The 13363-nt window shown below is 40.7% G+C and carries 7 protein-coding genes and 2 pseudogenes; 7 read left to right on the top strand and 2 right to left on the bottom strand.

The window, feature by feature from the left end:
* Window positions 1-44: 44 nt before the first annotated feature.
* Entirely contained in the window at window positions 45-1067 is a 1023-nt protein-coding gene (locus ACWJAF_RS10190) for a LacI family DNA-binding transcriptional regulator (RefSeq protein WP_448863662.1), read from the bottom strand.
* Between the two features lie 476 nt (window positions 1068-1543).
* Between ACWJAF_RS10190 and ACWJAF_RS10185 the strand changes: the two genes are divergently transcribed.
* The 6 genes from ACWJAF_RS10185 (at window position 1544) to ACWJAF_RS10160 (ending at window position 11131) form a co-directional block, all read left to right on the top strand.
* A complete protein-coding gene (locus ACWJAF_RS10185) occupies window positions 1544-3766 on the top strand; it encodes a PTS transporter subunit IIBC (RefSeq protein WP_448863660.1) in 2223 nt (740 codons plus the stop codon).
* Between the two features lie 70 nt (window positions 3767-3836).
* Window positions 3837-4688, top strand: coding sequence for an endonuclease/exonuclease/phosphatase family protein (locus ACWJAF_RS10180; protein WP_448863658.1), 852 nt, complete (start codon window positions 3837-3839; stop codon window positions 4686-4688).
* A 58-nt stretch (window positions 4689-4746) separates the two neighbouring features.
* On the top strand, window positions 4747-6288 hold the full coding sequence (gene malQ, locus ACWJAF_RS10175) for a 4-alpha-glucanotransferase (protein WP_448863656.1): 1542 nt from the start codon (window positions 4747-4749) through the stop codon (window positions 6286-6288).
* A 154-nt stretch (window positions 6289-6442) separates the two neighbouring features.
* The gene (locus ACWJAF_RS10170) at window positions 6443-7636 is read left to right on the top strand and encodes a helix-turn-helix domain-containing protein (RefSeq protein WP_296093847.1); all 1194 of its coding nucleotides are present in this window, start codon (window positions 6443-6445) and stop codon (window positions 7634-7636) included.
* Window positions 7637-7717: 81 nt separating this feature from the next.
* The gene (locus ACWJAF_RS10165; protein ID WP_448863654.1) at window positions 7718-9088 is read left to right on the top strand and encodes an MFS transporter; all 1371 of its coding nucleotides are present in this window, start codon (window positions 7718-7720) and stop codon (window positions 9086-9088) included.
* Window positions 9089-9121: 33 nt separating this feature from the next.
* Window positions 9122-11131, top strand: coding sequence for a beta-galactosidase (locus ACWJAF_RS10160; RefSeq protein ID WP_296030887.1), 2010 nt, complete (start codon window positions 9122-9124; stop codon window positions 11129-11131).
* Window positions 11132-11268: 137 nt separating this feature from the next.
* Here ACWJAF_RS10160 and ACWJAF_RS10155 read toward each other — a convergent pair.
* A pseudogene (locus ACWJAF_RS10155) lies at window positions 11269-11679 on the bottom strand (D-proline reductase (dithiol) proprotein PrdA); the annotation flags it as partial.
* A 572-nt stretch (window positions 11680-12251) separates the two neighbouring features.
* Here ACWJAF_RS10155 and mutY point away from each other — a divergent pair.
* Window positions 12252-13286: pseudogene (mutY, locus tag ACWJAF_RS10150) on the top strand (A/G-specific adenine glycosylase); the annotation flags it as partial.
* Between the last annotated feature and the right edge of the window lie 77 nt (window positions 13287-13363).

Below are 13363 nucleotides of genomic sequence, written 5' to 3'. Positions count from 1 at the left end.
GGAGCGGCACCGTTTCATATATATTCGGATGGGGCGTCCTCTTGTTAGCATATATTACAACAACTATCCCTCTCTATCAGCCTGTGCGGCACGATGATTTTTGTCGCCAGCAGGTTTGGATTCTCGATGTGGTTGATGATCTGGGAAGCGGCTTCGCTTCCGAGCTGTCCGGAGTTGATGTCAATTGAGGTCAGCTGTGGTGAGGTCAGTCTTGCAAAGAGTGAGTTGTTGAAGGATATAATGGACAGGTCTTCCGGGATGGACAGGTGATTTTCCAGGCAGACTCTTTCCAGAGAGACTGCAAGGATATCATCACTGACAAGAATCGCTGTCGGGCGGTCTTCCTGCATGAGAAGTCCGTGGATGGCGTTTTCATTATTCACTGAGACATTCTTCACTTCTACACAATATTCCGGCCGCACAGGAATCTGATGGCTTGTAAGAGCCAGCTGGTATCCTGCTTTTCTGTCAGCTGAGAACATCAGGGCGCTGTCAGAACCAAGATAAGCAATCTTACGGTGTCCGAGCTGATACAGATATTCCGTTGCTTCCCGGCCGGCCAGAAGATTGTCGTTATCAATATAGATCGTCTGATTCGTATAACTGGTTGCTTTTCCAATCAGGATATATAAAAGTCCCTCATTAAAAAGAAAATCAATCACAGGATCGTCTTTTCTGGAATATAACACAATAAAGCCGTCAACTTTTCCGCTTCTGGACATGGAGCGTACAGCATCCAGAATCTCTTCTTCGTCCTGTCCAGTTACAATCGTTGTCATATATTGTCTGCCATTACAATAATGGCTGATGCCCTGGATGGCCTCTAGATAAAAAGAGTTTTCGTAGACCTCTTTTGCAGAAGCCGGAAGGATGATACCGATTGTACGCGAGTTCTGGGAAGCCAGATTACTTGCCTGGAAATTCGGTTCATAGCCAAGTTCCAGCATCGCTTTTCTTACACGTTCTTTTGTCTCTTCGCTGATCGAAGCGTTATTCTTACAGGTTCTGGATACGGTGGAAGGAGATACACCTGCCAGCGCAGCCACATCCTTGATCGTTACTGCCATATCAATAGCCTCCGTTATTATAAGATGTACCAGGTAGAGAATATTTCTGTCAGTACATCCGGTATTTTTATATGATGGTATTTATTTTACTGCAAAAAAAAGAAAATTGCAATCTGTTTGCATGGTTTGTTGCGCAAACATGTGCATGAATTGTGCTGTGAGAAGAAAGGTATACAGATATGGAAATTTTGGATTGTAAAGCAACATCCATGGATGCAGTAAAAGTTTGAATGAGTTTTAAGGCACGTTCCAGTCAGTGGAGTTTGCTTATGTAAAGAATGAAAAAAGATGAGATTAGCGTATAGATAGTAGACGTTGTGGGAAAAGTGCATAAAAACATGATGGTAAAATTGTGTAAAAAGTAGAATCGAAAAGTATCTGGAAAAATGAATTGCAAATCGTGCAAAAGATGAATATAATTAATGCAAACGGTTGCATAAATAAATGCAAAACGGAAAACATGAGGAGGTTTCGTTATGAAAGAGAATGAGAGTAATAAGGTTCCAGATATAATTCTTGCGCCGGTAACAGGAAAAGCAGTAGCTTTAAGTGAAGTTCCAGATCCGGTATTTGCAGATAAGGTTCTGGGAGACGGAGCAGCAATTATTCCAGCAGAGGGTAAGATTGTAAGTCCGGTAAATGGAGAGATTTCAACAGTGGCAGAAACCGGTCATGCATATGGATTTACATCAGAGGACGGACTGGAAATATTAGTTCATGTCGGACTGGAGACAGTGTCATTAAACGGGGAGTGTTTTAAAGTATATGTAAAACCAGGAGATAAGGTAAAAGCCGGAGATCTGGTTGCAGAAGTGGATCTTAAGTATCTGGAAGAGAAAAAGATCAATCCGGTCACGCCGGTACTTCTTTGCTCAGATACTGAAGGAAAAGAACTTCAGTACACAGAAGGTGAAGTAAAAGCCGGAGAGTCAGCAGTGTTAACACTGGTGGCTGAGGAAGAAAGTAGTAAAGAAAACAACACAGAAGAAACAACAAAGACAGAGGAAACGAAGACTGCAGCTACAGAAAACGATGCGCAGGCGGGAAAGAAAAAGAAATTCAACTTTAATTTTGATTTCCTTCAGAAGCTTGGAAAAGTTCTGATGACGGTTATCGCAGTTATGCCGGCAGCAGGTCTGATGATCAGTCTTGGTAAGCTGGTTCAGATGGCAGGCGGAGACCTGTCACTTATAATGACAATCGGAAGCACAATGGAGAACATCGGATGGGCCGTGATCAATAACCTGCACATCTTATTTGCAGTAGCAATCGGTGGTTCCTGGGCAAAAGAAAGAGCCGGTGGAGCATTTGCGGCAGTTATTACATTTATCCTGATCAACCAGATTACCGGTTCGATCTTTGGGGTAACTTCAGAAATGTTAAATGATGCATCTGCAGTCACACATACATTATTTGGACAAGAGATTCTTGTAAATGGATATTTCACATCGGTTCTTGGAGTGCCGGCGCTGAATATGGGTGTATTCGTCGGTATCATCTCAGGTTTTGCCGGTGGAGTCATCTATAATAAATATTATAACTACAGAAAACTTCCGGATGCGCTTGCATTTTTCAATGGAAAACGTTTCGTACCAATGGTATGTATCGCATGGTCAGTGATCATTTCCCTGATTCTTTCCGTAGTATGGCCGGTTGTACAGTCCGGAATCAATGCATTCGGTGTATGGATTGCCAATTCATCCTCTACATCACCGATCCTTGCACCATTTATCTACGGTACATTAGAGCGTCTGCTGCTTCCGTTCGGACTGCATCATATGCTGACAATTCCGATGAACTACACTTCATTCGGAGGTACTTATACAATTGCAACCGGAATCAATGCAGGAAAACAGGTATTCGGACAGGATCCGTTATGGCTTGCATGGGTAACTGATCTGATCAACTACAAAGATGCAGGAAATATGAGTGCATACCAGCATCTGTTAACAACCGTTACACCGGCACGTTTCAAAGTCGGACAGATGATCGGGGCAACCGGACTGTTACTTGGTGTTGCTCTTGCAATGTACAGAAGAGTAGACCAGGACAAAAAGGCAAAATACAAATCCATGTTCTTCTCTACTGTACTGGCTGTATTCTTAACAGGAGTTACAGAGCCGCTGGAATTCATGTTCATGTTCTGTGCACTGCCATTATATATCGTATACGCAGTACTTCAGGGATGTGCATTTGCAATGTCAGGAATTATTCACTTAAGAGTACATTCCTTTGGTAACCTTGAATTTATCACAAGAATTCCGATGAGTATCAAAGCAGGACTTGCAGGAGATGTGATCAACTTCGTAATCTGCTGTGTGGCATTCTTTGTAATTGGATATTTCGTAGCATACTTTATGATCGGTAAGTTCCAGTTTGCAACACCGGGAAGACTTGGTAACTACATGGATGATAATGCAGAAGAGGCAGAAAGCACGTCCGGATCTTCAGAAGGAAAAGGCAGCAACAGCCAGGCAGAGAGAATCATAGCCCTCCTTGGCGGGCGTGAGAACATCGTTCTGGTAGATGCCTGCATGACCAGACTTCGTGTAACAGTAAAAGATGTGGAAAAAGTCGCAGAACTCGAAGCATGGAAAAAAGAAGGTGCGTTAGGACTGCTTAAAAAAGATGAAGGAATCCAGGCAGTATACGGGCCAAAGGCAGACGTATTAAAGTCAGACATCAATGATATTCTGTAAGAAAGAAATAATAGTTACTGTTCATATATTGTGTAAACAATAACGAATAATATTCTTTAGGAGCATGTAAATGAAATTATTAACATTAAATACGCATAGTCTGGAAGAACCGGACTATGCAAAAAAGACAGAAAAGTTCATAGAGATGCTGGAAAAAGAACAGCCGGACATCATAGCATTACAGGAAGTCAATCAGACAATTCGGGAAAATGAGATTCCGGATATCATGCTGGATGGTTATATCCGCTGCGGAACTTTTAACCGTCCGGTGAGACAGGATAATCATGCAAGATACGTAGTAGAAGAACTGAGAAAAAGAAACGTCTATTACTACTGGACCTGGACCAGTGCCAAGATCGGATATGGAAAATATGACGAAGGAATGGCATTACTTTCAAAGAAACCAATCAAGAGAGCGCAGGAATTCCTGATCAGCAAAGGTGATGACTATGAAAACTGGAAGACAAGAAAGACGCTTGGAATCCAGGTGGAAGGATGTAAAGACTGGTTTTTCACTGTACATATGGGATGGTGGAATGACGAAGAAGAGCCATTTACAGATCAGTGGAAATGCATGAGTCACACATTTGACGATTCCATGTATCAGGAAGGCAGCATATGGCTGATGGGTGATTTTAACAGTCAGGCAGATGTAAGAGGCGAAGGTTACGATCTGATCCGGAATGCCGGATGGAAGGATACTTATCTTTTAGCAGATGAAAAAGACTCTGGAATTACAGTGGCAGAAGAAATTGACGGATGGCGCAAGGAAGATAAAAGAAGCGGGGTATACAAAAACGAAAAGAGACTGGATTACATTTTCGTTAATAAGCCGGAATGCGTCAAAAGTTCTAAGGTAATCTGCAATGGGGATCATTATCCGGTGGTATCAGATCATTATGGAGTTGAGATAACCGTATAGTAAAAGGTCCGCAAAAACTGCGGAACAAGACAGAAGAATAGTAGAAGGGGAACATAGAATGAGCAATCGAGCAGCAGGCATCTTAATGCCAATCAGCAGTCTCCCATCAGAGTATGGAATTGGCTGTTTTTCAAAAAGTGCATATGAATTTGTAGACTGGTTAAAAAAAGCAGGACAGAGTTACTGGCAGATCCTGCCACTTGGACCGACAAGCTATGGAGATTCACCATATCAGTCATTCTCAACATTTGCAGGAAATCCGTACTTTATCGATCTGGATACACTGATCGAGGAAGGCGTCCTGACAAAAAAAGAATGTGATGCAGTAGACTGGGGAAGAGTAAAAGGGAGTATTGATTATAAAAAGATATACGAAGGACGGTATCCACTTCTTCGTAAGGCATACGAAAGAAGTAAGGTTCAGGAGAATACAGGATATCAGAAATTCGTAGAAGAAAACAGCTGGTGGTTATCAGATTATGCCCTGTTCATGGCAGTAAAGGACAGATTTGGCGGCGTAGAGTGGAAACAGTGGGCTGACGATATTAAGCTCCGCTGGGGACCGGCAATGGATTATTACCGCGAGGAACTGTATTTTGACATCGAATTCCAGCAGTATATGCAGTTCAAGTTCTACGAGCAGTGGATGAAATTAAAAGCTTACGCCAACAAAAAAGGCATCCAGATCATCGGAGATATTCCGATCTATGTTGCGATGGATAGTGCGGACACATGGGCGCATCCGGAACTTTTCCAGTTAGATGAGGAAAATGTACCGGTAGCAGTAGCAGGATGCCCGCCGGATGGATTCTCCGCAACAGGACAGTTATGGGGAAATCCTCTGTACCGCTGGGGATATCACAGAGAAACCGGTTATCAGTGGTGGTTATCTCGTCTGTCTTATGTGTTCCGTCTGTATGATGTGGTAAGAATCGATCATTTCCGTGGATTTGATGAGTATTTTTCTATTCCATACGGAGCAGAGACAGCAGTTGACGGACATTGGGAAAAAGGACCTGGTATTGAATTATTCTGGAGAGTAAGAGAAGCACTGGGAGAGAAACCGGTTATCGCAGAAGATCTTGGATATGTGACCGATACAGTACGTGACCTGGTAAGAGACAGTGGATTCCCGGGAATGAAAGTTCTGGAATTCGCATTTGACTCCAGAGATTCCGGATGTGCAAATGACTATCTTCCGCACAACTATCCGGAAAACAGTGTGGCATACACAGGTACACACGATAACGAGACATTGGTTGGCTGGTGGGGAAGCATCAGCAAAGAAGAGCAGAAACTTACCAGAGAATATCTGTGCGATGCGTATACACCGGAAAAGGAGCTTTATAAGTCACTGATCAGTCTGGTCATGAGAAGCGCAGCAAAATTATGTGTGATCCCGATGCAGGATTATCTGGGACTGGATAACAGATACCGTATGAATACCCCATCGACAGTCGGAACAAACTGGAAATGGAGAATTAGAAAGAATCAGTTGTCTGTAAAACTTCAGAAGGAAATTCATGGAATTGCACTTCGTTATGGAAGAATGAACTGGATAGAAGACGAAGAGGAAGCAGTTACAGTAACAGGAAAATAAAATAAAGAGATGAAAAAGTGTGTTACAATAATTACAATACAGTAACACACTTTTTTTATACCAAAGTATGCAAGAGAAGTTACCAGAATATGGGAAAGACGCTGTAACAGTGGTATATCAGACAAGTGTGAATAAAGAATAAAGGTGGAACTGCATGGAATATAATATGAATCTGCTTGCAAAACTTCTACATACATCTATTTCAAGACTCGATCCAGAGAGAAATATAATAAAAATATATGGTAATCTGACAGATTTTCATATCGATTACGTAGTGAAAAAATACAGAGAAGAAAAAAAGGATACAAAAAACGTACCATATCTTATTAATCTGTGTCCGGGCGTAACAACGGCAGTAATTGAGGATGCAGAAAGTGGACTATATCTGATCGGTCCGGTATCCTTCGCAGAATATGAGCAGGCAGATCTGCAAAAATTCATGACACAGGAGTGTGGGATTCAGAAAGATTCGTTTGTGCTTCCAAAGATTCCATATTGTAGCCGGGACCGGTTCGGTACGACGGTACTGCTTGCATATCATATGCTGACAGGAGCAGAATTATCACTGGAAGATCTCTGGAGAGAGAATGGGGAAAAAGTAAACGAAGATCATATCCATGAACGTAAAGTCGGCTCTGTATTATTTGATCGTATGGAGTTTGAAAACCCACATAATCCATATGATCAGGAAGTAAGAGAACTGAATAGTATAAGAAATGGAGACATGGAAAGTTTCCAGAAAAGCTTAAGGGAAACATATGCGGGATCAGAAGGACGACTTTCAGAAAACCAGATCCGTCAGGAAAAGAACATTGCCATCTGTGTGATCACGTTGGCGTCCCGTGCAGCAATTGAAGGAGGCGTCCTCCCGGAAATGGCGTTTTCCATGGTAGATGCATATATTATGCAGGTGGAAAAGATGTCAAATATTGTCGAAATACGCTCGTTCATGAGAAAAGCGGAACAGACATTTCTGGAAAGAGTACAGGAAAATAAAAAGCCGAAAGTAAAAAATATGCTGGTAGAAGATACAAAAAAATACATTTTTCAACATTTACACAGCAAAATTGAGATCGGAAATATTGGAAATGAAATAGGAGCCAATACAACTTATCTGTCAGAATTATTTCACAAGACGGAAGGAATCACGATTCAGAAATACATTCAAAGAGAAAAAATCAAGCTTGCAAAAAACATGTTACAGTATTCGGAATACAAGACAGAAGATATAGCAAACTATCTTGGATTTTGCTCTCAGAGCTACTTTGGAAAGGTTTTCCGGGAGTACGAAAATCTGACACCGAATCAATTTCGTAAAAAATATGGAAGAAATACCAGAAATAAATGATAAATGAACGAAATAATTGATAGATTATTCTCTGACTGATTGATAAGATAATGCTATCAAAAAAGAAAGGGAGAAAATAAGATGTCACAAAATGTAACAGATAGTAATGGAAAAATAAGTGTAAAAGAACGTATTGCTTATGGATTTGGAGATTTCTCAAGCAATATTATGTATTCAGCAATGTCCGCATTTCTGATGTTCTATTATACAGATATTGTCGGCGTAGGAGCGGCAGCGGTCGGAGTGATCATGCTATGTTCCAGACTATTTGACGGAGTCAGTGATCTGATCATGGGGATTATCATCGACAGAACCAATTCAAAATACGGAAAAGCGAGAGTATGGATTTTAAGGCTGGTGATTCCGTATGCGATCGGTACGGTTCTTTTATTCGCAGTGCCGACAGGTTGGACACAGACGGCAAAGCTGATCTACATATTCTTCAGTTATAACCTTGCATTTACTGTATTATTTACAGGAATCAATCTTCCGTATGCAACACTGACAGCACTGATGACACAGAATCAGTATGAAAGATCAGTACTTAGCATCTTCCGTATGATCCTTGCGACAACAGGAACATTATTTATTAAGACTTGTACATTACCAGTTGTAAAATTCTTTGGAAATGATGCACATGCATGGACATATACATTTATCGTGTTTGGTATTTTAGAGATCATCACATTTATGATTACATTCTTTGGAACAAAAGAACGTGTTGGAAATGATCCAGAAGCGAAGAAAGAGAATGTTTCAGTTAAAGATGGATTTAAAGCACTTCTAAAGAATAAATACTGGTTTATGGCAACATTGAACCTGATTCTGATTTTCGTTGCACAGGGTGTGAATGGATCGGCAGAAGTATATTATACAAAGAATGTACTTGGTAACAGTAACCTGATCGGAACATTTTCGGTAGCACTTCAGGTAACACAGATTATTTGTATGTTCTTCATTGCAATCTTTGTTAAGAAATATGGAAAGAGAAATGTTCTGATGGCAGGAGCCGCAATTATGATCATCGGATATGGAATTATGGCTGTTGCGGGAACTAGCGTACCGGTACTGATTATTGGATGTGCGGCAAGAGGAATCGGTAACTCGGGAATCTCGGCTTGTATGTTTGCAATGGTTACAGATACGATCGAATATGGTGAGTGGAAGACTGGCGTACGTACAGAAGGACTGATCAACAGTGCAGCAAGTTTCGGACAGAAGTTAGGAAACGGACTCAGTACAGTACTTCTTGGAGTAATTCTGAATATCGGAGGATATGTAGGTTCTGCGAAAGTACAGACAAGTGGTGCACTTACGGCAATCAAAGCAGGATATATCTATGTGCCGATTATATTGACACTGATCCAGATCGGAGTACTGTATTTTTATCATCTGGATAAAGAATATGAAGGTATTCTGTCAGACTTAAACGAACGTAAGGCAGCAAAATAAGAGTCAGATAAAAAGATTGAAGGGGAATAAATAATGGAAAAGCTAATTTATGGAACTGCATATTATGATGAATATATGCCGTATGACAGACTTGCAGAAGATGTAAGAATGATGAAAAAAGCAGGCATCAATACAGTCAGGATTGCAGAATCGACATGGAGTACCTGTGAGCCGCAGGAAGGGGTTTTTGATTTTTCGCATGTGGAACGTGTGCTGGATGCGATGGAAAAAGAAGGAATCCAGGTGATCATTGGTACTCCGACGTATGCGGTTCCAACCTGGATGGTAAAAACATATCCGGATGTCATTGCAGCAACAAAACAAGGACAAGGCATCTATGGTGCAAGGCAGATTATGGATATTACACATCCGGTTTACCGCTTTTATGCAGAACGTGTGATCCGTAAGCTGATGGAAGTATCTGCACATAGAAAATGCGTCATAGGTTTTCAGGTGGATAATGAGACAAAATATTATGGAACAGCAGGAAAGAATGTACAGCTTGGTTTTATAAAATATTTAAGAAAAAAATTCCACGATGATCTGGATGCGATGAATCATGAATTCGGATTGGATTATTGGAGTAACAGGATTAATGCATGGGAAGATTTTCCGGATGTAAGAGGTACGATTAACGGAAGTCTGGGGGCAGAGTTTGAAAAGTATCAGAGAAGCTTGGTGGATGAATTCCTTGGATGGCAGGCGGATATTGTGTCGGAATATAAAAGACCGGATCAGTTTATTACACACAACTTTGATTTTGAGTGGCGAGGATATTCATATGGTGTACAGCCTGATGTCAGTCACTTCAAGGCAGCAAAGAAGCTTACAATGGCAGGCGTTGATATCTATCATCCGACGCAGGATGATTTGACCGGTATCGAGATTGCATTTGGCGGCGATATGACAAGATGCCTGAAAAATGATAATTATCTGGTTCTTGAAACAGAGGCTCAGGGCTATCCGGGATGGACACCATATAAAGGCCAGTTAAGACTTCAGGCATACAGCCATCTGGCATCCGGGGCAAATGGTGTAATGTACTGGCACTGGCATTCAATCCACAATTCCTTTGAAACTTATTGGAAAGGAATTTTAAGCCATGATTTCAAGGAAAATGCGGTGTATAAAGAAGCTCAGATAATAGGAAATGAATGGGCAGAATACAGTGATAAGCTTTGCGGACTTAAAAAAGAAAATAAAGTTGCAATCATGGTAAGTAATGAAGCATTAACAGCACTTAACTGGTTTGGAATTGAGGCGACAGCAGCAGGAAATGAAGGTATCCGTTATAACGATGTAGTAAGATGGATCTATGATGCACTATATAAAATAAATGTGGAATGCGACTTCATCTGGCCGGAAAGCCAGAACATCGAAAATTATGATGTAATCATTTTACCTGCACTTTATGCAGTAGAAGAAAAAGTTCTGAATCGTCTGAAAGAATATGTAAAACAGGGCGGTACACTGGTTTCAACCTTTAAGACAGGATTTGCCAATGAAAATGTAAAAGTCTATGCAGATGATCAGCCTCATAACATGACAGATGTATTTGGGATGCATTATCAGCAGTTTACATTCCCGAAAAAAGTTACATTATCAGGAATGGGAGAGGTTCATCCGGAAGCAGAAGTATTCATGGAATTACTGATTCCGGATACGGCAAATGTACTTTCTTCTTATGAACATTATAATTGGAAAGAATACGCGGCAATTACAGAAAATCAGTATGGAGACGGATATGCATATCATATCGGATGTATGTTTGAAGAAGCGGAATTACAGAGACTCTTCAGATATATACTGGAAAAAGCAGGTGTATCCTGTGAAGAAAAAGCAACGTTCCCGTTGATTATAAGAAAAGGGAAGAATGCACAGGGAAAAGAGGTTACATTTTATCTGAATTATTCGAAACAAGAGCAAAGCATCGTACTGGAGCTGGAAGAAGAAGTTGTGATTGCGAAAGGCAGCCAGGAGAACTGTGTGGCAGATAGAAGCTATGTACTGGAACCATGGGGCGTATGTGTGACAGAGAGATAAGATAAATGAAATATAAAAAATGATCTGAAATCAGATAACAGATATAAAAAGGGCAGATATCGTTGCGTGATATCTGCCCTTTAGAGTTGTCATAATGGATTAAGAAGCTGCCAGAGGCAGGAACTTCATAATGACTAGATAGGAAGCTCAAGATAAATATCTTTTCCTTCTTTAATAGAGATTACTACCTTACCATGTTTGATAGTAGTAACAGCACCCTGAACGCTTGCAGCAGGTGCAGCTTCTGCTGGAGCTTCTTCTTCTGCAGGAGCTTCGTCAGCAGCTAATTCATCATCAGATTTGAATCCCTCTACGTTGTCTGCTGTCAGTGGACAGAGAGAATCACTTGTCTTTGTTAATTTTGCCCCAAGAACCTGTCCGATTTTCAGACATCCGTCCAGATTTAAAAGTCCTGAATCTACTAATTCATCGAAGATTGCAGGATCCTCTAAGTTTGCAGGTTCAATTGTGATTCCACCCTCTGCTCTACAACATAATACGGCAGGGTCATTTGCATGAGCTTTCGCTGTTTCAGCTGTAATTGACATACCGAATACCTCCTAATCATATTCATATTTATTTTCTATGAATAGTATAGGCTTTTATTCATAAATTTTCCAATTGCTTTTTTCTATAATAAAGAATACATATAGAAAATGATAATAGAAAAGAAAGATGATTTATAGATATATTCTATAAACACATGAGAATAACCGATTGGTAATTTCAATAAAACAGGCATATAATGTAATCAAACGATAATATTGTTCGTGGCAAGGATCAGCCACATTCCCTTCTAAGAGCCCTTTTCCTGAAGGTGTCGGACCCAAGACGACATTTCCAGGAAAAGGGCTTTGACGTTATATAGAAGTGTAAGTTATAATAAATTCGATAGTATGTTCGAAATACATTAAAGATGCACAGTAAAAGTATGTCATGCGTTATATGATGGAGTCTTTAGAGTGTGTCTGGAAATAATGAAGGACTGTGAGAGCAGAGTAGCTGTGGAACAATCCGTGACATCATATAATTAGGAAGAGTGAAAATGAAAGAAAGAAAAAATCAGATAAATAATAATACGAACACACAAAAAACGGATAAGCTGGCCAATATCGTAACCCCGCTGACAGACTGGTACAGAAAGAATAAGCGTGACCTTCCGTGGCGCCACAACCCGGATGCGTACCGCGTATGGGTATCAGAGATCATGCTGCAGCAGACAAGAGTAGAAGCAGTAAAAGGCTATTATGACAGGTTCTTAAAAGCACTTCCGACGGTAAAAGATTTGGCGGAAGCACAGGAAGATAAGCTGTTAAAGCTATGGGAAGGACTGGGATACTATAACCGTGTAAGAAACATGCAAAAAGCAGCGCAGCAGATCGTGGTAGATTATCATGGTGCATTTCCAGATACTTATGAGGAAATACTGAAACTAAAAGGGATCGGGAATTATACAGCAGGAGCCATCAGCGCATTTGCCTATGGAATCCCAAAACCAGCAGTGGACGGGAATGTACTCAGGGTAATATCAAGAATCATCGGAAGTTACGAAGATATTATGAAGCAAAGCGTCAGAAAAAAGATAGAAACAGCACTAGAAGGAATCATTCCGGAAAATGCGGCGAGTGATTTTAACCAGGGACTGATCGAACTTGGCGCAATTGTATGTGTGCCAAATGGAGAGCCAAAATGCGAAGAATGTCCGGTGAAAGAAATGTGTGTGGCACACAAAGAAGATCTGACCGCTGAGATACCAGTGAAAAAGAAAGCGAAAGCCCGGAAAATTGAAGATAGAACAGTTCTTATTTTCAAAGATGATGATAAGATCGCCATCCGTAAACGACCGGCAAAAGGATTGCTTGCAGGACTATATGAATTCCCGAATCTGGATGGACACTTATCCATGGATGAAGTAACGGAATATAGTAAGAACATCGGTCTCATGCCAGTAAGAGTACAGAAGCTTCCGGAAGCAAAGCATATTTTCAGTCACATAGAATGGCATATGACAGGATATGAAGTGATCGTGGATGAACTGGAAAAGACGAATGAGAAAGGATTTTTATTCATCCACCCGGAACAGATAAAGAAGGAATATTCGATCCCGTCGGCATTTGAAAAATATACGGTTTATGCAGGGATTGAGCGGAGATAAATTTTTGAATGTAATTCCTGGTTTTATGCTATAATTAATATAGATTATTGGAGAAAATTGAAAATTCTGATTTTTGA

The sequence above is a fragment of the Dorea sp. genome (assembly GCF_977044405.1).
This window is presented reverse-complemented; position numbering and strand designations above follow the sequence as displayed.

Bases quoted from the DNA above. Each gene is read 5' to 3' on its own strand.
- ACWJAF_RS10180 (WP_448863658.1), top strand. From the start codon at position 3,837: ATGAAATTATTAACATTAAATACGCATAGTCTGGAAGAACCGGACTAT.
- ACWJAF_RS10185 (WP_448863660.1), top strand. From the start codon at position 1,544: ATGAAAGAGAATGAGAGTAATAAGGTTCCAGATATAATTCTTGCGCCG.
- ACWJAF_RS10160 (WP_296030887.1), top strand. From the start codon at position 9,122: ATGGAAAAGCTAATTTATGGAACTGCATATTATGATGAATATATGCCG.
- ACWJAF_RS10170 (WP_296093847.1), top strand. From the start codon at position 6,443: ATGGAATATAATATGAATCTGCTTGCAAAACTTCTACATACATCTATT.
- ACWJAF_RS10165 (WP_448863654.1), top strand. From the start codon at position 7,718: ATGTCACAAAATGTAACAGATAGTAATGGAAAAATAAGTGTAAAAGAA.
- malQ (WP_448863656.1), top strand. From the start codon at position 4,747: ATGAGCAATCGAGCAGCAGGCATCTTAATGCCAATCAGCAGTCTCCCA.
- ACWJAF_RS10190 (WP_448863662.1), bottom strand. From the start codon at position 1,067: ATGGCAGTAACGATCAAGGATGTGGCTGCGCTGGCAGGTGTATCTCCT.